The organism is Rhizobium bangladeshense (assembly GCF_001662075.1).
Classification (GTDB): Bacteria; Pseudomonadota; Alphaproteobacteria; order Rhizobiales; family Rhizobiaceae; genus Rhizobium; species Rhizobium bangladeshense_B.
Genome location: NZ_LYPL01000001.1, coordinates 666,755 through 688,947 on the forward strand (window position 1 = coordinate 666,755; position 22,193 = coordinate 688,947).

Below are 22,193 nucleotides of genomic sequence, written 5' to 3' on the forward strand. Positions count from 1 at the left end.
AAACTCCTGTCAAAGGGCCGATCCGGTGGCGCTGCGGTGATCCGCCCGGCTTCTCGCGCGCTCGTCCGCCAAATCATCGATTCACCAAAATCGCTTTTCACTATAGATTCGCAGGCAAATCACTTCGGCATCGACTTAAGGGAACAGCATGGCTTTCGGCTTCGCGCAGGCTTTCAGAACATTCGGCAGACTGGCGCTTGCCGGCGCGATCGGCGCAGGCCTTGCCGCCGGCGATGTCGGCGCACAGCAGAAGACGCCGAGCCCGGGCAGCGCCAAGGCGCTATTTGCAGGCGCCAGCCTGCCGACGCAGGGGCCGGCGCAGCCGATAGGTTTCTATGCAAAGGGCTGCATGACCGGTGCGGTTGCGCTGCCGACCGACGGGCCGACCTGGCAGGCGATGCGGCTTTCGCGCAATCGCCGCTGGGGCAATCCGGCGATGATCGCGCTCCTGGAGCGGTTTTCGCAGGATGCGGTCAAATATGCCGGCTGGCCGGGCATTCTCGTCGGCGACATCGCCCAGCCGCGCGGCGGGCCAATGCTCAACGGCCATTCCTCGCACCAGATCGGCCTCGATGCCGATATATGGTTCACACCGATGCCCGCGCGCCGCCTGACCGCCGAGGAGCGTGAGAACCTGCCTTTCACCACCATGCTGCAGAAAAACAAGTTCCTGACCGTCGACCCCAAGGTATGGACGGAGTCGCGGGCGCGACTTTTGATGCTGGCGGCGAGCTATCCCCAGGTGGAGCGCATTTTCGTCAATCCCGCCATCAAGAAAAAGATGTGCGACACCTGGACGGGCGATCGCACCAACCTCGGCAAGCTCCGGCCGATATACGGCCATGATTCGCATTTTCACATCCGTATGAAGTGCCCGCCCGGTGCAGCCGGATGCACGCCGCAAGCCCCGGTCCCCGCCGGAGACGGCTGCGACAAGTCGCTCGCCTATTGGTTCACGCCGGCGCCATGGGCGCCACCAAAGCCGCCGAAGCCCGGCGCCAAGCCGCCGAAGCCGCCGCGCGAGATGATGGTCTCCGACATGCCAAAGGCCTGCGCCGCCGTGCTCGACGCCGCTTCCGTCACCTCGATGCAGGCCGCCACCTACGGCGGACCTTCCGCCGCGGGCGGACCTTCCGCCGCGGGCGGACCTTCCGCCGCGGGCGGACCTTCCGCCGCGAGCGCGCTTGCCGCCGTGCCGGCGGCGGCGCCGGTCGCCGAGGATGACGACGGAGAACTGCCTGATGTCGGCCCGGTTCCGAACGACAAGCCGGTGGTCCAATGAGGAGCGCCCGGCGCTGTCTTTCAAATCGCAAATTCTTGGTATAGAAGCGGTCAAATCGATTGAATTGTTGGGTCGGAGGGATTAATGGCCGGCGGCAAATGCCTCGCATTGATTGCGCATGATCAGAAGAAGGACGACATGGCCGCGTTCGCCCACGCCAACAAGGACCTTCTTTCACGCTGGAAGATCGTCGCCACCGGCACGACCGGCGGGCGGGTGCTCGATGCCGCGCCCGACCTCGACGTGGTCAGGTTGAAAAGCGGGCCGCTTGGGGGCGACCAGCAGATCGGCGCGCTGATTTCGACCGGTGAGGTCGGTGCCTTAATCTTCTTCGTCGACCCGCTGACGCCGATGCCGCATGATGTCGACGTGAAGGCGCTGATGCGGTTGGCGATCGTCTACGACATTCCGATGGCACTCAACCACGCGACCGCTATAAAGCTCCTTCCCACCCTCGAAGCCTGATCAGCACGGGACCGGCCATGCCAAAACCGAACAACAGTACCGCTCCGCTGCCCTTCCCGATCCTGATCGGCGATATCGGCGGCACCAATGCCCGCTTCTCCATCCTGTCCGATGCCTATGCCGAGCCGAAGCAGTTTCCGAACGTGCGCACGGCAGATTTCGCGACGATCGACGAAGCGATCCAGAAGGGCGTTCTCGACAAGACTGCGGTGCAGCCGCGTTCGGCGATCCTCGCCGTTGCCGGCCCGATCAACGACGACGAAATCCCGCTGACCAATTGCGATTGGGTGGTGCGGCCAAGAACGATGATCGACGGTCTCGGCATCGAGGACGTGCTCGTCGTCAACGATTTCGAGGCGCAGGCGCTGGCGATTGCCGCCCTGTCGGATGAAAACCGCGAGCGCATCGGCAATGCCACCGGCGACATGATCGCCTCGCGCGTCGTGCTCGGACCCGGCACCGGCCTCGGTGTCGGCGGCCTCGTGCATGCCCAGCACAGCTGGATCCCGGTCCCCGGCGAAGGCGGCCATATCGATCTCGGGCCGCGCAGCAAGCGCGACTATGAGATCTTCCCGCATATCGAGACGATCGAAGGGCGCGTCTCGGCCGAGCAGATCCTCTGCGGGCGCGGCCTCGTCAACCTCTATAACGCCATCTGTATCGTCGACGGCATCCAGCCGACGATGAAGGATCCGGCCGACATCACCTCGCACGCGCTTGCCGGCAGCGACAAGGCCGCGGTCGAGACCGTCTCGCTGTTTGCCACCTATCTCGGGCGCGTGGCGGGAGACCTGGCGATGGTGTTCATGGCGCGCGGCGGCGTCTATCTCTCCGGCGGCATCTCGCAGAAGATCCTCCCGGCCCTGAAGAAACCGGAATTCCGCATGGCCTTCGAGGACAAGGCGCCGCACACCCAGCTGCTTCGCACCATCCCGACCTATGTGGTGACGCATCCGCTGGCAGCCCTTGCCGGACTTTCCTCCTATGCGCGCATGCCGGCCAATTTCGGCGTCTCGACGGAAGGCCGCCGCTGGCGGCGCTGATCCAGGCGCGCGTCCCACCCGGACGCGCGGCGCTCTAGCCAAACCGATCCCAACTCTTTATAGAGCCGCCAAAAGTACGCGTCGCCCCGCGCCGCGTTTGGTCGAGACAGGAAAGCTCATTATTGGAAGCGGCGGAAAGCAGAAAGCAGAGCGTCAGCAGCGATACCGTCACCGGCATCCTGAAGCGCATTATCGCTGAAAACGGCCGCGACCATCTCTGGGGTTATGTCTTCGCGATTGCCTGCCTGATCATCGTGGCACTTTCGACGGCGTTCACTGCCTGGATCATGCGGGCGATCATCGACGAGGCTTTCGCCAATCGCCGCGCCGACGTCGTCTGGATCATCTGTCTTTCGATCTTCGTCGCCTTCGTGCTGCGCGGTTTTGCGAGCTACGGTCAGGCGGTGGCGCTTTCCAAGGTCGGCAACGATATCGTCGCCCGATATCAGCGCCGCCTTTACGCGCATCTGATGACGCTTTCAGTCGGCTTCTTCAGCGAGGCGCGCTCGGCCCAAATCGCCGCGCAGGTGAGCCAGAACGTCAGCGGCATCCGCGACGTGCTCAATCTGACGATCACCTCGACGGTGCGCGACCTCCTGACCTTCGTTTCGCTGATCGGCGTGATGGTCCTCCAGGACCCGCTGCTCAGCCTTGCCGTGTTCATCATGGCGCCGCCGCTGCTCTATGCGCTGCGTTACGTCTCCAAACGGCTGCGCTCGGCAACCCGCGAGGCCGTGCATCTGAACAGCCACGTGCTGGGCGCCATGCAGGAGACGATCCAGGGCATTGCCATCGTAAAAGCCTTCACGATGGAAGAGGAGCTGGAACGCAAGGTCAACAAACTCATCAAAGGCGCCGAAAACCGGGCAAACCGGATTGCCCGGCTTTCCGAACGCACCTCGCCGCTGACCGAGAGCTTCGCGGGCTTTGCCGTTGCCAGCGTGCTTGCCTATGCCGCCTACCGCTCGATCTATTACAACGTGCCGCCGGGCGCCTTCTTCTCTTTCGTCACCGCCTTGCTGCTGGCCTATGACCCGGCCCGCCGGCTTGCCCGCCTGCAGGTGCAGATGGAGCGCGCCGTCGTCAATGCGCGGATGATCTATGAACTGCTCGATATGGAGCCGCGCCAGCGTGACCTGCCGGATGCTCAGCCGCTGACGGTGACGCAAGCCAAGATCGAATTCCGCAACGTTTCCTTCGGCTACGGCAATGAGAGCGTGCTGAGCGGCGTCAGCTTCATCGCCGAGGGCGGCGCGACGACGGCGCTGGTCGGACCCTCGGGGGCCGGCAAATCCACGGTCATCAACCTCATTCCGCGCTTTTACGACCCGCGCGAGGGCGAGATCCTGATCGACGGGCAGGACATCGCCCACATCACCAAGAAGTCGTTGCGCCAGCAGCTCGCCTATGTCTCGCAGCAACCTTACCTGTTCGAGGGCACGATCCGCGACAATATCCGCTATGGCCGGCCGGAAGCGACCGATGCCGAGGTAGAGGAGGCAGCCCGGCTTGCCTATGCGCATGATTTCATCTGCGCCCAGCCGCAGGGTTACGATACGCCGGTCGGCGAAAACGGCGTGACGCTTTCGGGCGGCCAGCGCCAGCGGCTGTCGATCGCCCGCGCCCTGGTGCGCAATGCGCCGATCCTGCTTCTCGACGAGGCGACCTCGGCGCTGGACACGGAATCCGAAGCCGCCGTGCAGAAGGCGCTCGACGAGGCGATGACCGGACGTACCGTCGTCGTCATCGCCCACCGGCTTTCAACCGTGGTGCGCGCCGACAAGATCGTCGTCATGCAGCAGGGGCGGGTCGTGGAAGAAGGCAATCACGAGACGCTTGCGAAGGTCAGCGACGGTCTTTACGCTCGCCTCAACAATCTGCAGAGGCCTTCGGCCTCCGATCTAAACTGACCTGGTGAGACTGAGATGAGCGATGCTGCGATGAAACTGGTGGTGGTCGGCGCGGCAGGGCGCATGGGACAGACACTGATCCGGCTCATCCATTCCATCGAGGGCGTGACTTTGCATGCCGCCGTCGAGCGCCCCGGTTCGCCGTTCGTCGGCAAGGATGCCGGCGAGATTGCCGGGCTCGGCCCGACCGGCGTCATTATCGGCGACGATCCGCTCAATGCCTTCCTGCATGCCGAAGGCGTGCTCGACTTCACCTCACCGGCGGCGACGGTGGAATTTTCGGGCCTCGCTGCCCAGGCCCGCATTGTCCATGTCGTCGGCACCACCGGCTGTTCGGAAGACGACCATGCCAGGATCGCCGCCGCCGCTCGCCATGCCCGCGTCGTCAAGTCGGGCAATATGAGCCTCGGGGTCAATCTGCTGAGTGTGCTGGCGCAGCAGGCAGCCCGCGCGCTTGATCCTGTCGATTGGGACATCGAAATCCTGGAGATGCATCACAAGCACAAGGTGGATGCGCCTTCCGGCACCGCCCTTCTCCTCGGCGAAGCCGCGGCCAAGGGCCGCAATATCGATCTCGCCTCGAAATCGGTCCGGGTGCGCGACGGCCATACCGGGGCTCGCGAGGCCGGCACGATCGGCTTTGCGACGTTGCGCGGCGGCTCCGTCATCGGCGAGCATTCCGTGCTTTTCGCCGGAGAAGGTGAAATCGTCACCCTGTCGCATAGTGCGGCCGACCGCTCGATTTTCGCACGCGGCGCCATCAAGGCAGCTCTCTGGGCGCGCGACAAGAAGCCGGGTCTCTATTCCATGCTCGACGTACTCGGGCTTTCTTCCCAATAACGACATTTCGGAGACATTTTCATGAGCGGAACCCTCGTCCTCGTTCGCCACGGCCAGAGCGACTGGAACCTGAAGAATCTCTTCACCGGCTGGAAGGATCCCGATCTAACTGAACTCGGCATCCAGGAAGCCAATGCCGGCGGCGCAGCACTTGCCGAATACGGGATCAAATTCGACGTCGCTTACACCTCGGCGCTGGTGCGCGCCCAACACACGCTGAAGCTCATCCTCGACAAGGTCGGCCAGCCCGACCTGCAGACGATCCGCGACCAGGCGCTGAACGAGCGTGACTACGGCGATCTCTCCGGGCTCAACAAGGACGATGCCCGCGCCAAATGGGGCGAGGAGCAGGTGCATATCTGGCGCCGCTCCTATGACGTGCCGCCTCCCGGCGGCGAAAGCCTGCGCGATACCGGCGCCCGCGTCTGGCCCTATTACCTTACCGAGATCCTGCCGCGGGTGCTGCGCGGCGAAAAAGTGCTGGTCGCCGCCCACGGCAATTCGCTGCGTTCGCTGGTCATGGTGCTCGACAAACTGAGCAAGGAAGGCGTGCTTGCCCTCAACCTCGCGACCGGCGTTCCCATGGTCTACAAGCTGAACGCCGATTCCACCGTCGCTTCCAAGGAAGTGCTCGGCGACATGTCCGGCGCACATTGAAGCCAATTGCCGTGCCAGCCGACGACGCTGGCACGGCGCATTTATCAATTCTCGATGGTGAACTGCACCCGGTCGGCCGCAAACCGGCTGATCGAATATTGCACCGGCACGCCGTCGAGATCGGTATTCATCGCCTTGGCGATCAACAGGATCGCACCGGGGGTGAGTTCGAGATCGGCCAGATCAGCCGTGTCGGCATGCGCTGCCGTCACCTCGGTGGTCGCCCGGACATAATCCGCCAATCCAAGTTCGGCGAAAGCCTTGGTGATCGATTGATGTTTGCGGTAGGCCTCGCCAATCCCGGCGAAGCGTTCGGCGGGAAACCAGCTCGTCGCCTTTGACACCGGCCGCTTGTCGGCCTCGCGCAACGTCTCCAGCCGGATCACCTTTGCGCCCGTCTTCAGCCGCAGCCAGCGGGCGACCTCGGCGTTCGCCTCCACCGTCAGTTCATCGAGCAGCAGGCTGCGCATCTCGCGTGCCTGGTCGCCGATGCCGGCGGTAAAACGCGTGCGCCGGGTGATCGGAAAATTCAGCCGCTCCTTGCGTTCGATCAGCGTGCCGCGACCTTGCACCGCCCGGACGATGCCTTCCTGCGCCAATGCTGCCAAAGCGCTACGCACCGTATGCCGGTTGACGCCGAATTGCAGCGCCAGAACGGTTTCTGGTGGCACCATTCCGGTTCCATCATAGGCGCCGTTGCCGATCGCCTCGCGAATCCGGTCGGCGATCTGTCGCCAGAGCGCCACGCCGGTCTGTCTTTGCACCTGCTTCAGTCCCGCCATTCCATCCCCTGCCCTGCCATTTCGCGCCTTTTAACAGCCTTCACGCGCCTGAAAAGACGTGGCCGCGCTACGGGATGTCACACGCTTGTCACGGCATCGATTTAGGACTAGATATAGCTTGTATGGTTGTCTATATCAATAGACATATTGAAGGAAGCAGCGATGATATCAGCGGACAGTAACGACGCTACGTCACAGACGGCCTCCGGGCGTAAACGCGCCGCCGATCTGCTGGCGCGGGCGGAACGGAGCGAACTCTCGGCGGCCTGGGATGCGTTGCCGGAAAAGCCTGCGACGCATCCATTGCGCGGACCGGAGACAGGGCTGGTGATGGTGCGCGGACGCATCGGCGGCGGCGACGCTCCCTTCAATCTTGGCGAGGTGACGGTGACGCGCGCGACGGTCCGGCTCGACTCCGGCTCGGTCGGCCATGCGCAGGCGCTCGGCACCGACCGCGAGAAGGCGCGGCTTGCGGCGATCTTCGATGCGCTCTGGCAGGAGGAGGCGACGAAGGATTTCGTCGAACGGGCGCTGCTTTTACCGATCACTGAGCGGATCGCCGCCGCCGAACGTCGCATGGCCGACGAGACGGCGGCGACCCGCGTCGATTTCTTCACGATGGTGCGGGGAGACAACTGATGGGTTTCGACACGGAAGTCTTGACCGGCGGCTTTGCCGAGCCGGTCTTCCACGCCCAGAGCGTCTTCAAGATGCTGATGCACGGCATGGCCCGTCCTGGGACGATCCAGACCGTTCAGCCCGATGTCGCGCCGCCTGCGCCGCTCGGCATTGCAGCCGGCGCGATCGCGCTGACGCTTTGCGATCACGACACGCCGGTCTGGCTTTCTCAGGGGCTAACAAAATCCGCCGTGCCGGAATGGCTCAGCTTCCACGCCGGCGCGCCGCTGACCACGGAGAAGGCCGAGGCACGCTTCGCCTTCACGGAGGCCGGTGCCACGCTTTGCCCCTTCGGCCTCTTTGCCTCTGGCACGCAGGAATATCCCGACCGTTCAACGACGCTCATCATCGAACTTTCCGACCTCGAGGGTGGGCGCCGGCTGGCGCTGATCGGCCCCGGCATCCAGACTGTGACAGAGATCGCACCTGTCGGGTTGCCGGAGACCTTCCTGCGGCTCTGGACCGAGAACCGCGCGCTCTTTCCGCGCGGAATCGACATCGTGCTGACATCAGCCGAGCGCTTCCTCTGCCTGCCGCGCACCACCAAGATCACAGCAACGGAGATCTGAGCTCATGTATGTTGCCGTCAAGGGTGGCGAGGCCGCCATCGCCAATGCCCACCGCCTGCTTGCCGACCGCCGCCGCGGCGACCGTTCGCTGCCGGCGATCGGCATCGATCAGATCGTCGCGCAGTTGGCACTCGCCGTCGACCGCGTCATGGCCGAGGCCTCGCTGTTCGACCGCACGCTCGCAGGCCTTGCCATCCGCCAGTCGCGCGGCGACATGATCGAGGCGATCTTCCTGCTGCGCGCCTACCGCACGACGCTGCCACGTTTCGGTTATTCCAAGCCGCTCGACACGGCTGATATGACGATCGAACGCCGTATCTCGGCGACCTACAAGGATCTGCCGGGCGGCCAGCTTCTCGGGCCAACCTTCGATTATACCCATCGCCTGCTCGACCCTTCGCTGCTTGCCGATGAGGCGGTCGAGGCGCCCGCGCTGCGTACTGCCGAAACCGGCCGCGTCATGCGCGTCTCCGAAATTCTCGGCGAGGAGGGCCTGATCGAGGCCGACGGCGATATGCCGGAGGATCACGAGGTCGGCGATCTGACCCGCGAGCCGATGGAATTTCCGATGAGCCGCGACCTTCGCCTGCAGGCGCTCGCCCGCGGCGACGAAGGCTTTTTGCTGGCGCTCGGTTATTCCACCCAGCGCGGCTACGGCCGCAACCATCCCTTCACCGGCGAGATCCGCATCGGCGAGGTCGCGGTCGAATTCGACGTGCCGGAACTCGGTTTCGCCGTCTCGCTCGGCGTCATTCAGATCACCGAATGCCAGATGGTCAACCAGTTCAAAGGTTCGGCCAAGGCGCCGCCGCAATTTACCCGCGGCTACGGCCTGGTTTTCGGGCAGAGCGAGCGTAAAGCGATGGCGATGTCGCTGGTCGATCGCGCATTACGCGCCGAAGAGCTCGGCGAGGATATCACCGCGCCGGCCCAGGACGAGGAATTCGTCATCTCGCATTCCGACAACGTCCAAGCGACCGGCTTCGTCGAGCACCTGAAGCTTCCGCACTATGTGGACTTCCAGGCCGAACTCGATCTCGTCCGCCGCATGCGAAGCGAATTCGAAGCCTCCCGCAGCAGCGGCGAAGACATGAAGGAAGCCGCCGAATGAGCGATCTCGCCAGCTATAACTTCGCCTATCTCGACGAACAGACCAAGCGGATGATCCGCCGCGCCATCCTGAAGGCGATCGCCATTCCCGGCTATCAGGTGCCTTTCGCCAGCAGAGAAATGCCGATGCCCTACGGCTGGGGCACCGGCGGCGTGCAGGTGACGGCCTCGATCATCGGTCCTGACGACGTGCTGAAGGTCATCGACCAGGGCGCCGACGATACGACCAACGCCGTGTCGATCCGCGCTTTCTTCCAGAAGGTCGCCAATGTCGCGGTGACGACGCATACGAGCGAGGCGACGATCATCCAAACGCGCCACCGCATCCCGGAGGAAAGGCTCAAGGCCGGCCAGGTGCTGGTCTATCAGGTGCCGATCCCGGAACCGCTGCGCTTCCTCGAACCGCGCGAAACCGAGACGCGCAAGATGCATGCACTGGAGGAATACGGCCTCATGCATGTGAAGCTCTATGAGGATATCGCCCGCAACGGCCGCATCGCCACGACCTATGCCTATCCGGTCAAGGTGCATGGCCGCTACGTCATGGACCCCTCGCCGACGCCGAAGTTCGATAATCCGAAGATGCACAGGTCGGAGGCGCTGCAACTTTTCGGCGCCGGCCGCGAAAAGCGCATCTATGCCGTGCCGCCCTATACCGATGTCGTCAGCCTGGACTTCGAAGACCACCCCTTCGAAATCCAGCGCTTCGGCAAGCCCTGCGCGCTGTGTGGCGCAGAGGAGGTCTATCTCGACGAGGTTATCCTCGACGACAAGGGCGGGCGCATGTTCGTCTGCTCCGATACCGATCATTGCGAAGATCGCCGGGCACACGGGCATGCCGGCGAAATGCTGGCCCGGGAGGCTGCAGAATGACCGACACGCCGCTTCTCAAAGTCAACGACCTCTCGAAGTTCTATGGCAATCGCATCGGCTGCCGCAATGTCTCCTTCGGGCTCTGGCCCGGCGAAGTGCTCGCCATCGTCGGCGAATCCGGCTCGGGCAAGACGACGCTGTTGAACTGCATCTCCACCCGGCTGATGCCGACCACCGGCAGTGTCGAATACCACATGCGCGACGGCACCTACCGCGACCTCTACCATATGAACGAGGCGGAGCGCCGTTTCCTGATGCGCACGGACTGGGGCTTCGTCCACCAGAACCCGGCCGACGGGCTGCGCATGACGGTTTCCGCCGGCGCCAATGTCGGCGAACGCCTCATGGCGATCGGCGACCGGCATTACGGCAAGATCCGCTCCACCGCCATCGACTGGCTGGAACGCGTCGAGATCGATGCCGACCGCATCGACGACCAGCCGCGCGCCTTTTCCGGCGGCATGCGTCAGCGGTTGCAGATCGCCCGCAACCTCGTCACCGGCCCACGCCTCGTCTTCATGGACGAGCCGACCGGCGGCCTCGACGTCTCGGTGCAGGCCCGCCTGCTCGATCTCGTGCGCAGCCTCGTCAACGACCTCGGCCTCTCGGCCATCATCGTCACCCACGATCTCGCCGTCGCCCGGCTTCTGTCGCATCGCATGATGGTGATGAAGGACGGCTACGTCATCGAACACGGGCTCACCGACCGGGTGCTCGACGATCCGCGCGAACCCTACACGCAACTGCTCGTTTCCTCGATCCTGCAGGTCTGAGCACCGCTGCAGGTCCAAAACCAGGGAAGAAGACATCATGCCAACGCCCCTCGTCGTTTCCGAAGTCTCGAAGAGCTTCACCATGCACCTGCGTGACGGCATCCGGCTGCCCGTCGTCTCCGATGTCGCCTTCTCGGTCGCATCAGGCGAATGTGTCGTGCTCGGCGGCCCGTCGGGCATTGGAAAGAGCTCGCTGCTCAAGATGATCTACGGCAATTATGCGGTCGACACCGGTCAGATCCTCATCCGCCACGACGGCCGCGTCGTCGATCTCGCCGCCGCCGATCCGCGCACCGTGCTCGACGTTAGGCGCAATACGCTCGGCTATGTCAGCCAGTTCCTGCGCACCGTGCCGCGCGTGGCGGCGATCGACGTGGTGGCAGAACCGCTCGTGGCGCGTGGCGATGACCCCATCACGGCGCGGGAAAAGGCGGGCGCGCTGCTTGCCAAGCTCAACCTGCCGGGAGCACTCTGGCAGCTCCCGCCCGCCACCTTCTCCGGCGGCGAGCAACAGCGCATCAATATCGCGCGCGGCTTCATCACCAATCACACGATCCTGCTCCTCGACGAACCGACGGCTTCGCTCGATGCCAAAAATCGCGCCGTCGTCGTCGACATGATCGCGGAGAAGAAAAAGGCGGGCGTCGCCCTTCTCGGCATCTTCCATGATGAGGAAGTGCGCGAGGCGGTCGCCGACCGTGTCCTCGACGTCCAGCAGTTCTCGCCGAGGAAGATCGCCGCATGAGCCGCAAGCTTGATATCGAGCCCTATATCCACAAAACGGCCGAGGTCAGCGATTCCACCTTCGGGCGCTATACGGAGGTCTCCGATCGCTGCCGCATCAGCGAGGCAACCTTCGGCGACTATTCCTACATCATGCAGGACGGCTCCGTCTGGTGCGCGACGATCGGCAAGTTCGTCAATATTGCCGCCGCCGTGCGCATCAACGCCACCAACCATCCAACCTGGCGGGCGACGCTGCATCACTTCACCTATCGCGCCGCCGACTACTGGCCGGACGCCGACATGGACGAGGATTTCTTCGCCTGGCGGCGCGCAAACCGCGTAACAATCGGCAACGACGTCTGGATCGGCCATGGGGCGACGATCCTGCCGGGCGTCAGCGTCGGCAACGGCGCGGTGATCGGCGCCGGCGCCGTCGTGTCGAAGAACGTTGCGGCTTACTCGATCGTCGGCGGCGTGCCGGCCAAGCTCATCCGCGAGCGCTTTTCGAAAAGGGTCGGCGAACGTATGGACACGCTTGCCTGGTGGGACTGGGAGCATGACCGGCTACGCCTGGCGCTGCAGGATTTTCGCGACCTTAGTGCGGAAGATTTCCTGGCGCGCTACGGGGCCTAGATTTGGTCTTCGCAGCGCCGGGACACCACTTACACAAAATGACACGCGACGTTCACGAAGCGGGACGAATGCGCTGCTCATCAACGCCTGGAATACAGGAGGAAGAGCATGAGATTCGAGCTGAAGAATGTCACACGCCGTTTCGGGAACAAGCTCGCCGTTGATGCCGTGACACTGACCATTCCCCAGGGCCAGATGCCTGCGCGCCGTCGGCGCCGCCTGGCTGGAGCGGATCCTGGTAATCTTCGCCTTCGACAACCTATCCAATGCGCTGCGCCCGTGCGTGACGGGGAAAAAGAACCACTGACAAACTGCCGCATCATCATTCTGTCACCGAAATCTTTTAGCCGGGGAGCCTGCTTGCGGTTCGCCGCCAAATCACTGCACATTGCGCTCCCCGTTTCGACGATCCCCAGGACAAAAGCCTTGCGCTACGCTCTCTATTTCTCGCCGCCGAAGGATGATCCCCTGACCGGCGCGGCCTCGCGCTGGCTCGGCCGCGACGCCTTTACGGGCGAGACCTATCCCGCCCCGGCCTATGAGCAGCTCGGCCAGGCAGAGCAGCTCGAACTGACCGCCGATCCACGGCGCTATGGCTTTCACGCCACGATCAAGGCGCCGTTTGCGCTTGCCACCTCCGTCACCGAATCGGACCTCATGACTTTTGCCGAGGATTTCGCCGCGCGCACGCCGGCCTTCGAAGTTCCCGAACTCGTGCTCGGTCAACTCGGGCGTTTTTTTGCGCTCGTCCCCGGTTCTCTTCATCAACCTCTTCAGGATTTCGCCGCGAAGGTGGTAAAGTCTTTCGAACCGTTTCGCGCGGCGCTTTCGGAGGCCGATATCATCAGGCGCAACCCGGAGAAGCTCAGCGACAGCCAGCGCGCCAATCTGCAGCGCTGGGGTTATCCCTACGTCATGGAGGATTTCGGCTTCCACATGACGCTGAGCGGGCAAGTACCCGAGGCCCGCGCCGCGGTGATGAATGCGATCCTGGCCGAGCGTTTTGCCGGTTTCACCGGCCGGCCGCTGTCGATTTCCGGCCTTGCCGTCTTCGTCGAGGAGACGCGCGGCGCCCCGTTCAAAGTTCATTCCTGGCTGCCGCTTTCCGGCGCCAAAAGCTGAAAGACCTGACGAGATGAGCAAAGAGACCGTGTTTTCCAACGCCCGCATCGTTCTCGAGGATGACGTCCTCGCCGGATCGATCCTCATCCGCGACGGCAAGATCGCCGATATTTCCGAAGGGAAGTCGGTAGCCGGCGAAGATTTCGAAGGCGACTTCATCATTCCCGGCCTCGTTGAGCTGCACACCGACCATCTCGAAGGCCATTATCAGCCGCGCCCCGGCATCCGCTGGAACAAGACCGCCGCGGTCCAGGCACATGACGCCCAGATCGTCACATCCGGCATCACCACGGTGTTCGACTGCCTCCGCATGGGTGCGGACGAGGACGGCGGCTTCGAACTTGGCGAGATGCGCGACATGGCCGACGCCATTCAGTCGGCGGAGAGGGAGGGCCGGCTGCGCGCCGAGCACCTTCTGCACCTGCGCTGCGAGGTCTCGGCCGACAATGTGCTCGAACATTTCGCGGATTTCGAGAAGGATCCGCATGTGCGGCTCGTCTCGCTGATGGATCATGCGCCCGGCCAGCGCCAGTTCCAGACGATGGATCAATATATCTTCTACTACCAGAAGAAGCGGGGCTTGAGCGACGAGGTCTTCGCCCGTTTCGTCGCCAAGCGTCAGGCGGAATCGGCGCGCAATTCGACCCCGCACCGTAACGCCATCGCCAAGGTCTGTGCCGAACGCGGCATCACGGTTGCAAGCCATGACGACGCCACACTCGCCCATGTCGACGAGGCGATCGACAACGGCGTGCGGCTTGCCGAATTTCCGACCAGCTTCGACGCCGCCCGCGCCTCGCACGAGCACGGCATGAGCGTGCTGATGGGGGCGCCCAACATCGTGCGCGGCAAATCCCATTCCGGCAATATCGCCGCCCGCGACCTCGCCGAGATGGGCGTGCTCGACGTGCTGTCCTCCGATTACGTGCCGCTCAGCCTGCTGCATGCGCCCTTCATCCTCGCCGACGAGGTCGAGAGCATCACGCTGCCGAAGGCGATCGCCATGGTGACGTCGACGCCCGCCCGCACCGTCAGCCTCGACGACCGCGGCCGGATCGCGACAGGGCTGCGCGCCGATCTCGTCCGCGTCCACCGCTCGCATGGCGTGCCGGTGACACGCTCCGTCTGGCGCCAGGGACGCCGTGTCGCATGAGCCCGCACGAACCCCATCCCGGAGCCGGCGCCGAGCGCGGCATCATGGTCGTCGTCGTCGGGCCGAGCGGCGCCGGCAAGGACACGCTGATGAACATTGCCGCCCGGCATTTCGCCGGCCGCGCCGACATTCACTTCACCCGCCGCGTCATCACCCGCCACCGTGACGCCGGCGGCGAAGACCACCTTTCCGTCTCCCTCCAAGGCTTTACGGCGATGGAACAGTCGGGCTCCTTCGCCGTGTGGTGGGAGGCGCACGGTCTGAAGTACGGTATCCCGGCCGAGGTCTCGGTGGCACTGTCCCGCGGCCATGTCGTCGTCGCCAATGGTTCGCGTTCGGCGCTTCACCGTTTCCAGGCCGCTTTCCCGCGGCTCAAGGTGATCAACGTCACCGCCCGGCCCGAAGTGCTCGCCAGTCGGCTGGAGGCGCGCGGGCGCGAGACGCATGAGGATATCATGGCGAGACTCGCCCGCGGGCCGCTGACGGTGCGCGGCGACTACGACGTGACGGAGCTCGACAATAGCGGCTCGCTCGAAGAGGCCAAGCAGAAGATGATCGCGATCCTCGACGGGCTGCTCGCCGAGGTGCATTGACCGCAATTGAAGGGAAGGGCATGCGCGCCATCAAAGTGGTCGACTACGATCCCTCCTGGCCGCGGCGCTTTGCCGAAATCAGCGCCGAAATCTCCGTCTTGCTCGGCGATGTCGTGCTGTCCATCGACCATCTCGGCAGCACGTCGGTGCCTGGCCTGGCGGCCAAGCCGAAAATCGACCTCGATGTCGTCACCATCTCAGACGATGTTCTGCCGGCGGCTATCGGCATCCTGCGCTCTGCCGATTTTGTCTTCCACGGCGACTTGGGAGAGAACCGCTGGGCCTTCACTCGAGATCACAAAGCCTATGGCTTCAAGCTCTATCTTTGCGACCCCGCCAACCTCGCGCATCGGCAACGCATCCTGTTTCGCGACTATCTCAGGGATCATACCGACAGGGCCGAAGCTTATGCCGATCTCAAACGGCGGCTGGCCGTGGAGGCAGACGGCGACCGGGATTTTTATACCGCCGGAAAATCGGCCTTTGTCAACGAGACGATACGATTGGCCACGTTGAGAACGTGAGACCGAAGCGCCTGCGGCGCTTCGGCCGTCCCCGATCAGTCGCTGTCGCCTCGTCCCGATACGATCTCGCGCTTGCCGACGTGATTGGCCGGGCCGACGAGCCCTTCCTTCTCCATGCGTTCGACCAATGAGGCGGCGCGGTTATAGCCGATGCCGAGGCGGCGCTGGATGTACGAGGTCGAGCACTTCTTGTCGCGCATGACGACTTTGACTGCCTGCTCGTAGAGCTCATTGCCGTCCTCGGAGGCCATGGCGCTCTTGTCGAAGACGGCGCCGGCCTCTTCCTCTTCCGGCTCTTCCTCTTCGTCGGCGGTAACGGTGTCGAGATATTCCGGGCGGCCTTGGGTTTTCAGATGGGCAACGACCTTTTCGACCTCGGCATCCGAAACGAAGGGACCGTGCACGCGGGCAATCCTGCCGCCGCCCTGCATGTGCAGCATGTCGCCCTGGCCGAGCAGCTGCTCGGCGCCCTGTTCGCCGAGAATGGTGCGGCTGTCGATCTTCGAGGTCACCTGGAAGGAGATGCGGGTCGGGAAGTTCGCCTTGATCGTGCCGGTGATGACATCGACCGACGGGCGCTGCGTCGCCATGATCAGATGAATACCGGCGGCACGCGCCATCTGCGCCAGACGCTGGATCGCACCTTCGATCTCCTTGCCGGCGACCATCATCAGGTCGGCCATTTCGTCGACGATGACGACGATATAGGGCATCGGCGCGAGATCCAGCTCCTGCTGCTCCTCGACCGGCGCGCCGGTTCCCCTGTCGAAGCCGGTCTGGACCATGATATGGATGGTCTCGCCCTTGTCGCGCGCCTGGGAGACGCGGCCATTATAACCGTCGATGTTGCGCACGCCGAGGCGCGACATCTTGCGATAACGCTCCTCCATCTCGCGCACCGCCCATTTCAGCGCCATGACTGCCTTCTTCGGGTCGGTGACGACGGGCGTCAGCAGATGCGGGATGCCGTCATAGACGGAGAGTTCGAGCATCTTCGGGTCGACCATGATCAGCCGGCACTGTTCCGGCGTCATGCGATAGAGCAGCGACAAGATCATCGTGTTGATGGCGACGGATTTGCCCGAGCCGGTGGTGCCGGCGACGAGCAGATGCGGCATCTTCGCAAGCTCGGCAATCACGGGCTCGCCACCGATGGTCTTGCCGAGGCCGAGCGCCAGCTTATAGCCGCTCTTGTCGAAATCCTGGCTCTCGATCATCTCGCGGAAATAGACAGTTTCGCGGGTGACATTCGGCAGTTCGATGCCGATGACGTTGCGGCCGGGAACGACGGCGACGCGGGCAGAAAGCGCCGACATCGAGCGGGCGATATCGTCGGCGAGGCCGATGACGCGCGACGACTTCACGCCGGGCGCCGGCTCGAATTCATAGAGGGTGACGACAGGGCCGGGGCGGACATGGATGATCTCGCCCTTGATGCCGAAATCTTCCAGCACGCTTTCCAGAAGACCGGCATTCTGTTCCAGCGTCTCCTGCGACATGATTTCGCCAAGCCGTTCCGGCGGCTCCTGCAACAGGGCGCGGGGCGGGAATTCATAGCCTGACGCGTCGACCTTTTCCGGTCTTGCTATAAGGCGCGGCGACGGCAGGACGGCGGCGACGGGGGGCGTCGACCGAGGCGCCGGCGCCGCCTGGGGCAGCGCTGTAGCCTGGGGCAACGGTGTAGCCTGCGGCATTGGTGCGGTCTGGGGTGCCTGGGGCACGCCTCTCTGGGCCAGCACAATCGGCTCCGCAGCGAGAACCGGCTTTTCCAGGGTTATCGCGGCCGGCAACCGCGGAGCCGCCGATGCGGGCGTTGCAGCCGGCGGCTGGATCGGGCGCGATGCTGCGGAAGCCGATTTCGGCGCGCCCGGACGCCATTCCATGACTCGGAACAGGGCGGTAATCGATTCGGGCGTGGTCTCGATCTTCGGAACAACGATCGAGGGTGTACGGACCGGCTCGCCTTCTTCGAAGGCCATGACTTCCCAGAAGGCGAAATCGGAAATCGAAGCCAGTTCGGAAGCAGCGCGCAAGGCCGGCGCCTCCGCCCGGGCGGAGGCCGGCGGCTGCGGCATCTCGATCATCGCAGCCGGCGCTGCGGCAAGCTCGCTCGGCTCCGGCAGATAGATGTCGAAAGGCACATCGACGGCGACCGGTTCTATCCGTATCGCATGCTGTTCGGGCTGCGGTTCGTCGCGAACGGGCTCGTTCGGCGGACGGCGCCGGCTGATCAGCGTTTCCGGGGTGCGCGTGAAGCGGACATTCGGCGCGAGCGAGAAGTTGCTCTGCCAGATCGGCGCCGCCGGCTTTTCGCCGGGATTTTCCTCCGCAAGCTCGGTTTCAAGCCCGCTGGAAAAATCTGCGGCATCCGTCAAATTGGTTCTGGGAAAACGCATGCGTCCGCTACTCACTCATGCCTAACAAATTACGACCCTACCGGGATAGAAAAGGAAGGTTAATAAGTTCCTTCCAGCCGGATCGATCAGATACAGCTGCCAGAAGCAAACCGACGCTATTTCAATGAGTTGCGTGAAGCGGAAAAATCTTTTTCCGTTTTGGGGAGGCGGTTAATGCGCCTCGTCCCAATTGGTGGCGGCGCGGGCATCGACGCGCAGCGGCACGCGCATTTCGAGCGCCGGCATGGTGGCGTTTTCCATGACCGAGACGATGATCGGCATCGCCTTTTCGACATCCTCATCCTCGACTTCGAAGATGAGCTCGTCGTGCACCTGCAAGAGCATGCGGACACGCTCGGCAAGACCGGCTTCAACAAGCGCCGGCTCCATCTTGATCATCGCCCGGCGGATGACGTCGGCGGCCGAGCCCTGGATCGGCGCGTTGATCGCGGCCCGCTCGTTGAAGGCGCGCACCGACGGATTGGACGAGCGGATTTCGGGATAGTTGATTCGCCGGCCGAAGATCGTCTCGACATAACCCTTGTCGCGCGCCATCGCCTTGCGGCTTTCCATATAGTCGCGGATGCCGGGGAAACGCTCGAAATATTTCTTGATATAGTCGCCGGCTTCCGACCGCTCGATCGAAAGCTGATTGGCAAGGCCGAAGGCCGAGATGCCGTAGATGATGCCGAAATTGATCGCCTTGGCGCGGCGGCGCACCTCGCCCGGCATGCCGTCGACCGGCACGCCGAACATTTCCGACGCCGTCATGGCGTGAATATCGACGCCATCCTCGAATGCCTTGGTCAGCTGCGGGATCTCGGCCACATGGGCAAGCACGCGCAGTTCGATCTGGCTGTAATCGGCGGAAATTAGCTTGTGGCCCGGTGTCGAGATGAAGGCGGTGCGGATCTTGCGGCCTTCGGCGGTGCGCACCGGAATGTTCTGCAGGTTCGGCTCGGAGGAAGAAAGGCGCCCTGTCGTCGTCGAGGCCAGCGAATAGGAGGTGTGGACCCGCTTTGTCTCCGGATGCACATAGCCGGGAAGCGCATCGGTGTAGGTCGATTTCAGCTTGGTGAGCTGGCGCCAGTCGACGATCTTGCGCGGCAGCTCGAAACCGGCGGCGGCGAGATCCTCGAGCACCGAGGCGGAGGTCGACCATTGCCCGGTCTTCGTCTTGCTGCCGCCGGCAAGACCCATCTTGCCGAACAGGATGTCGCCGAGCTGCTTCGGCGAGCCGATGTTGAAACGCTCGCCGGCCAGCGTGTAGATCTCGTCTTCCAGCCGTGCCGCACCCTGGGCCAGCTCGCCGGACAGGCGCGACAGGATCTGCCGGTCGACGGTGATGCCGCGCGCTTCCATGCGCGCCAGCACCGGCAATAGCGGCCGCTCCAACCGTTCATAAACGCTGGTCAGTCCGGCTGCCGCCAACCGCGGCTTCAGCACCAGCCAGAGGCGCAGCGTCACCTCGGCGTCTTCGGCGGCATAATGGGTGGCGCGATCGATATCGACCAGATCGAAGGTGACGTTCGCCCTGCCGCTGCCCGCCACGTCCTTGTAGGGGATCGGCGTATGGCCGAGGAATTTTTCCGAGAGCGGGTCCATGCCATGGGCGCCGGTGCCGGCGTCGAGCACGTAGGAGATCAGCATCGTGTCGTCGAAACTCTTCGTCTCGATGCCATAGCGCTTCATCAGCAGATAGTCGTATTTCAGGTTCTGGGCGACCTTGAGAACCGCAGCGTCCTCCAGCAGCGCCTTCAGCCGCGGCAGGGCATCGCGCATCGGGACCTGATTTTCGGCAAGGCCGCCGCCGAGCAGATCGCCGACGCCGTTCTTGTGGGCAAGCGGCACATAGGCGGCGCGAATCTTCGTGCCGGTGGGGTCGGCGACATTGTCGGCGATCGCCATCGAAAAGCCGACGATCTCGGCCTGCATGGCATCGAGCGACGTCGTCTCGGTATCGAAGGCCACGAGGCCAGTGTCGCGCGCATCGGCGATCCATCGGTCGAGCGTCGCTAGATCGCGGATCGTCACATAGGTGGAATGATCGAAGGGCAGCGTCGCAAAGGCCTCGGCCCGCGCCTTGGCAAGATCGGCGGGTGAAAAAGCGCCTTCGACGCCAGCCTTCGCACGCGGCGGCACGGGCACGGATGGCCCCGAGACGTCGGGGATGGCGCCGGCGACGGGTGCCGGCTCGGCCGCATCGAGATCGGGACCATGGGCGGCATCACCCCATTCGATGCGGACGACCGCCGGTTCGATGGCGCTTGCGTCACAATCGCAGACTTCGGCGACCCGTCGCGTCAGCGTCGTGAATTCCATCGTCTTGAGAAAGCCGATCAGCTTCGGACCGTTCTGCGGCTCCAGCATCAGCGCGTCGAGATCGAGATCGAGCGGCACGTCGGTACGCAGTCGCACGAGTTCGCGCGAGAGCTTGGCCATCTCGATATTGGCAAGGATCGTCTCGCGGCGCTTGACCTGCTTGATTTCGGTGGCGCGCTCGAGCAGCGTATCGAGATCACCGTATTCCTCAAGCAGCTGGGCGGCGGTTTTCGGGCCGATGCCGGGAATGCCGGGCACATTGTCGACGGAGTCGCCGGTCATTGCCTGCAGGTCGATCATCTTTTCCGGCGGCACGCCCCATTTCTCGACGACATCGGGAATGCCGATCTGCTTGTCCTTCATGCTGTCATACATGTGGACATTTGCTGTGACGAGCTGCATCAGGTCCTTGTCCGAGGAAACGATGGTGACATCGGCCCCCGCTGCCTCGGCCCGGCGGGCATAGGTGGCGATGATGTCGTCGGCTTCGAAGCCTTCGGTTTCGATGCAGGGCAGGTTGAAGGCGCGGGTTGCCTCGCGGATGAGCCCGAATTGCGGGATGAGCTCTTCGGGCGGGGCCGAACGGTTCGCCTTGTAGGCGTCGTAGAGATCTTTGCGGAACGTCTTGGCGGAATAGTCGAAGATGACGGCAAGATGCGTCGGCGTCACCCCGACATCGGTATTGCGCGCATCCCTCAAAAGCTTCCACAGCATGTTGCAAAAACCGGAAACGGCGCCGACCGGCAGGCCGTCCGTCTTGCGCGTCAGCGGCGGCAATGCATGGAACGCCCGGAAGATGAAACCGGAACCGTCGACTAGGAAGAGGTGATCGCCTTTTTTCATGCGTGCATGGATAGCGCGGGCACGAAACGAGGTCCATATAAAGTTCGGCGCGCCAAGAGATTATGGGGAATTATGCAGAAGCGATTCCTGCTCACCAAACTGTTACCGATTTGTAACGTGGCGTGACCCTTGAAAAACCACATTCGCAGTTACAAATCCATGTCACCGGCGCTTGATCGCGCCGCGGGTCTGATCACCGGCTTGTCCCCCGCCGCATCAGGCTTGGACAAAGGCCTTATCCCCCTCTCCGGGCCTTTGTCCCCATTTTAAGGTCGCCATGGCCAACCTCCAGGCCATGGCGACTTTTGTTTTTCCGCCCCTCGAAACGATGGGCGGAGCTTGCATTTTTTTGGAACGTCCTATGCGATTTGCTGCATTGTCTCCGGCACGGTTTTGAGCCTAACTTGCAATCATGGGATTTAACCGCATGGATTCGGGAGCTTACCTTGCCAGCCAGCTGGCGAAGGGTTTTGCCCGCTCGCTGCACCGGCGCGCGGTCGGGCTCGGTTTTTCTCCCGGTCAGTTTCCCATTCTGCTGGAACTCTGGGGCGAAGACGGCCTGACCCAGAAACAGTTGCTCGAGCGGGTCGATATCGAGCAGGCGACCATGGCCAATACGCTGTCGCGCATGGTCCGCGACGGGCTGATCGAACGCCGGCCGCATCCCTCCGACAAGCGGGCGCAGCTGATCTTCCTGACGCCGAAGGCGCGTGCCATGGAAGCCGAAGCGATCGAAAGTGCGCGCGAGGCCGACCTCGCGCTGTTCAAGGGCTTTCGGAGTTTCGAGCGCGAGCTGACGCTCGAATATATCCGCCGGCTGCTGGAAAACGCCAAGGCGCTCTGACCGGGTATTGCTCGCCGGCAAGACGGCTGGATCACCGCCACGTTATCGACGGATC

Annotated in this window: 21 protein-coding genes; 18 read left to right on the forward strand and 3 right to left on the reverse strand. The window is 63.5% G+C overall.

All coding sequences use genetic code 11. The annotated features are described in order from the left end of the window. Nucleotides 1-148: 148 nt before the first annotated feature. The 6 genes from mepA (at nt 149) to A7X77_RS03290 (ending at nt 6,197) form a co-directional block, all read left to right on the forward strand. On the forward strand, nt 149-1,282 hold the full coding sequence (gene mepA / locus A7X77_RS03265; RefSeq protein ID WP_064681551.1) for a penicillin-insensitive murein endopeptidase: 1,134 nt from the start codon (nt 149-151) through the stop codon (nt 1,280-1,282). A gap of 84 nt (nt 1,283-1,366) precedes the next feature. Then, entirely contained in the window at nt 1,367-1,747 is a 381-nt protein-coding gene (locus A7X77_RS03270; RefSeq protein WP_064681552.1) for a methylglyoxal synthase, read from the forward strand. A gap of 17 nt (nt 1,748-1,764) precedes the next feature. Next, a complete protein-coding gene (locus A7X77_RS03275; protein WP_064681553.1) occupies nt 1,765-2,790 on the forward strand; it encodes a glucokinase in 1,026 nt (341 codons plus the stop codon). A 122-nt stretch (nt 2,791-2,912) separates the two neighbouring features. After that, nucleotides 2,913-4,700: an ABC transporter ATP-binding protein gene (locus A7X77_RS03280; RefSeq protein ID WP_064681554.1), complete on the forward strand. Its 1,788-nt coding sequence runs from the start codon at nt 2,913-2,915 to the stop codon at nt 4,698-4,700. A 15-nt stretch (nt 4,701-4,715) separates the two neighbouring features. Beyond that, a complete protein-coding gene (gene dapB / locus A7X77_RS03285; RefSeq protein WP_064681555.1) occupies nt 4,716-5,540 on the forward strand; it encodes a 4-hydroxy-tetrahydrodipicolinate reductase in 825 nt (274 codons plus the stop codon). Nucleotides 5,541-5,561: 21 nt separating this feature from the next. Beyond that, nucleotides 5,562-6,197, forward strand: coding sequence for a 2,3-bisphosphoglycerate-dependent phosphoglycerate mutase (locus A7X77_RS03290; protein WP_064681556.1), 636 nt, complete (start codon nt 5,562-5,564; stop codon nt 6,195-6,197). Nucleotides 6,198-6,241: 44 nt separating this feature from the next. Here A7X77_RS03290 and phnF read toward each other — a convergent pair whose 3' ends face one another. Then, on the reverse strand, nt 6,242-6,979 hold the full coding sequence (gene phnF / locus A7X77_RS03295) for a phosphonate metabolism transcriptional regulator PhnF (protein WP_064681557.1): 738 nt from the start codon (nt 6,977-6,979) through the stop codon (nt 6,242-6,244). Between the two features lie 162 nt (nt 6,980-7,141). On the opposite strand from phnF, the gene phnG reads away from it, so the two are divergent. The 11 genes from phnG to A7X77_RS03350 all read left to right on the forward strand — a co-directional run bounded on the left by phnG (nt 7,142) and on the right by A7X77_RS03350 (nt 15,733). Continuing rightward, nucleotides 7,142-7,618 carry a phosphonate C-P lyase system protein PhnG gene (gene phnG / locus A7X77_RS03300; RefSeq protein WP_064681558.1) on the forward strand — a complete coding sequence of 159 codons (477 nt, stop codon included), beginning with the start codon at nt 7,142-7,144 and terminating at the stop codon, nt 7,616-7,618. Next, nucleotides 7,618-8,226 carry a phosphonate C-P lyase system protein PhnH gene (gene phnH / locus A7X77_RS03305; RefSeq protein WP_064681559.1) on the forward strand — a complete coding sequence of 203 codons (609 nt, stop codon included), beginning with the start codon at nt 7,618-7,620 and terminating at the stop codon, nt 8,224-8,226. Before phnG ends, phnH begins: the two co-directional genes overlap by 1 nt. Nucleotides 8,227-8,230: 4 nt before the next feature. After that, nucleotides 8,231-9,337 carry a carbon-phosphorus lyase complex subunit PhnI gene (locus A7X77_RS03310; protein WP_064681560.1) on the forward strand — a complete coding sequence of 369 codons (1,107 nt, stop codon included), beginning with the start codon at nt 8,231-8,233 and terminating at the stop codon, nt 9,335-9,337. Next, the gene (locus A7X77_RS03315; protein WP_064681561.1) at nt 9,334-10,209 is read left to right on the forward strand and encodes an alpha-D-ribose 1-methylphosphonate 5-phosphate C-P-lyase PhnJ; all 876 of its coding nucleotides are present in this window, start codon (nt 9,334-9,336) and stop codon (nt 10,207-10,209) included. Before A7X77_RS03310 ends, A7X77_RS03315 begins: the two co-directional genes overlap by 4 nt. Continuing rightward, nucleotides 10,206-10,982, forward strand: coding sequence for a phosphonate C-P lyase system protein PhnK (phnK, locus tag A7X77_RS03320; RefSeq protein WP_064681562.1), 777 nt, complete (start codon nt 10,206-10,208; stop codon nt 10,980-10,982). Before A7X77_RS03315 ends, phnK begins: the two co-directional genes overlap by 4 nt. A 37-nt stretch (nt 10,983-11,019) precedes the next feature. Next, a complete protein-coding gene (phnL, locus tag A7X77_RS03325; protein WP_064681563.1) occupies nt 11,020-11,727 on the forward strand; it encodes a phosphonate C-P lyase system protein PhnL in 708 nt (235 codons plus the stop codon). Continuing rightward, nucleotides 11,724-12,341, forward strand: coding sequence for a DapH/DapD/GlmU-related protein (locus A7X77_RS03330; RefSeq protein WP_064681564.1), 618 nt, complete (start codon nt 11,724-11,726; stop codon nt 12,339-12,341). Before phnL ends, A7X77_RS03330 begins: the two co-directional genes overlap by 4 nt. 426 nt (nt 12,342-12,767) lie before the next feature. Next, entirely contained in the window at nt 12,768-13,463 is a 696-nt protein-coding gene (locus A7X77_RS03335; protein ID WP_064681707.1) for a DUF1045 domain-containing protein, read from the forward strand. Nucleotides 13,464-13,476: 13 nt separating this feature from the next. Continuing rightward, the gene (locus A7X77_RS03340) at nt 13,477-14,616 is read left to right on the forward strand and encodes an alpha-D-ribose 1-methylphosphonate 5-triphosphate diphosphatase (protein ID WP_064681565.1); all 1,140 of its coding nucleotides are present in this window, start codon (nt 13,477-13,479) and stop codon (nt 14,614-14,616) included. Next, nucleotides 14,613-15,209: a phosphonate metabolism protein/1,5-bisphosphokinase (PRPP-forming) PhnN gene (phnN, locus tag A7X77_RS03345; protein ID WP_064681566.1), complete on the forward strand. Its 597-nt coding sequence runs from the start codon at nt 14,613-14,615 to the stop codon at nt 15,207-15,209. The genes A7X77_RS03340 and phnN overlap by 4 nt, the downstream gene beginning before the upstream one ends. Before the next feature lie 20 nt (nt 15,210-15,229). Beyond that, nucleotides 15,230-15,733: a GrpB family protein gene (locus tag A7X77_RS03350; protein WP_064681567.1), complete on the forward strand. Its 504-nt coding sequence runs from the start codon at nt 15,230-15,232 to the stop codon at nt 15,731-15,733. 35 nt (nt 15,734-15,768) lie between these two features. Here the strand turns inward: A7X77_RS03350 and A7X77_RS03355 are convergent, their stop codons facing one another. Together A7X77_RS03355 and polA are read right to left on the reverse strand one after the other, a co-directional pair. After that, a complete protein-coding gene (locus A7X77_RS03355; protein WP_064681568.1) occupies nt 15,769-18,129 on the reverse strand; it encodes a DNA translocase FtsK in 2,361 nt (786 codons plus the stop codon). Between the two features lie 171 nt (nt 18,130-18,300). Then, nucleotides 18,301-21,294: a DNA polymerase I gene (gene polA / locus A7X77_RS03360; RefSeq protein WP_064681569.1), complete on the reverse strand. Its 2,994-nt coding sequence runs from the start codon at nt 21,292-21,294 to the stop codon at nt 18,301-18,303. Between the two features lie 427 nt (nt 21,295-21,721). Between polA and A7X77_RS03365 the strand changes: the two genes are divergently transcribed. After that, on the forward strand, nt 21,722-22,138 hold the full coding sequence (locus A7X77_RS03365; RefSeq protein ID WP_064681570.1) for a MarR family winged helix-turn-helix transcriptional regulator: 417 nt from the start codon (nt 21,722-21,724) through the stop codon (nt 22,136-22,138). The last annotated feature ends 55 nt before the right edge of the window (nt 22,139-22,193 follow it).

What these genes read in the sequence shown, in the direction of transcription:
- phnH (WP_064681559.1), top strand. Translation starts at nt 7,618, where the DNA reads ATGGGTTTCGACACGGAAGTCTTGACCGGCGGCTTTGCCGAGCCGGTC.
- A7X77_RS03275 (WP_064681553.1), top strand. Translation starts at nt 1,765, where the DNA reads ATGCCAAAACCGAACAACAGTACCGCTCCGCTGCCCTTCCCGATCCTG.
- phnG (WP_064681558.1), top strand. Translation starts at nt 7,142, where the DNA reads ATGATATCAGCGGACAGTAACGACGCTACGTCACAGACGGCCTCCGGG.
- phnF (WP_064681557.1), bottom strand. Translation starts at nt 6,979, where the DNA reads ATGGCGGGACTGAAGCAGGTGCAAAGACAGACCGGCGTGGCGCTCTGG.
- A7X77_RS03310 (WP_064681560.1), top strand. Translation starts at nt 8,231, where the DNA reads ATGTATGTTGCCGTCAAGGGTGGCGAGGCCGCCATCGCCAATGCCCAC.
- phnK (WP_064681562.1), top strand. Translation starts at nt 10,206, where the DNA reads ATGACCGACACGCCGCTTCTCAAAGTCAACGACCTCTCGAAGTTCTAT.
- A7X77_RS03330 (WP_064681564.1), top strand. Translation starts at nt 11,724, where the DNA reads ATGAGCCGCAAGCTTGATATCGAGCCCTATATCCACAAAACGGCCGAG.
- mepA (WP_064681551.1), top strand. Translation starts at nt 149, where the DNA reads ATGGCTTTCGGCTTCGCGCAGGCTTTCAGAACATTCGGCAGACTGGCG.
- A7X77_RS03315 (WP_064681561.1), top strand. Translation starts at nt 9,334, where the DNA reads ATGAGCGATCTCGCCAGCTATAACTTCGCCTATCTCGACGAACAGACC.
- dapB (WP_064681555.1), top strand. Translation starts at nt 4,716, where the DNA reads ATGAGCGATGCTGCGATGAAACTGGTGGTGGTCGGCGCGGCAGGGCGC.
- A7X77_RS03350 (WP_064681567.1), top strand. Translation starts at nt 15,230, where the DNA reads ATGCGCGCCATCAAAGTGGTCGACTACGATCCCTCCTGGCCGCGGCGC.
- A7X77_RS03270 (WP_064681552.1), top strand. Translation starts at nt 1,367, where the DNA reads ATGGCCGGCGGCAAATGCCTCGCATTGATTGCGCATGATCAGAAGAAG.
- A7X77_RS03340 (WP_064681565.1), top strand. Translation starts at nt 13,477, where the DNA reads ATGAGCAAAGAGACCGTGTTTTCCAACGCCCGCATCGTTCTCGAGGAT.
- A7X77_RS03355 (WP_064681568.1), bottom strand. Translation starts at nt 18,129, where the DNA reads ATGCGTTTTCCCAGAACCAATTTGACGGATGCCGCAGATTTTTCCAGC.
- phnL (WP_064681563.1), top strand. Translation starts at nt 11,020, where the DNA reads ATGCCAACGCCCCTCGTCGTTTCCGAAGTCTCGAAGAGCTTCACCATG.
- phnN (WP_064681566.1), top strand. Translation starts at nt 14,613, where the DNA reads ATGAGCCCGCACGAACCCCATCCCGGAGCCGGCGCCGAGCGCGGCATC.
- polA (WP_064681569.1), bottom strand. Translation starts at nt 21,294, where the DNA reads ATGAAAAAAGGCGATCACCTCTTCCTAGTCGACGGTTCCGGTTTCATC.
- A7X77_RS03290 (WP_064681556.1), top strand. Translation starts at nt 5,562, where the DNA reads ATGAGCGGAACCCTCGTCCTCGTTCGCCACGGCCAGAGCGACTGGAAC.
- A7X77_RS03365 (WP_064681570.1), top strand. Translation starts at nt 21,722, where the DNA reads ATGGATTCGGGAGCTTACCTTGCCAGCCAGCTGGCGAAGGGTTTTGCC.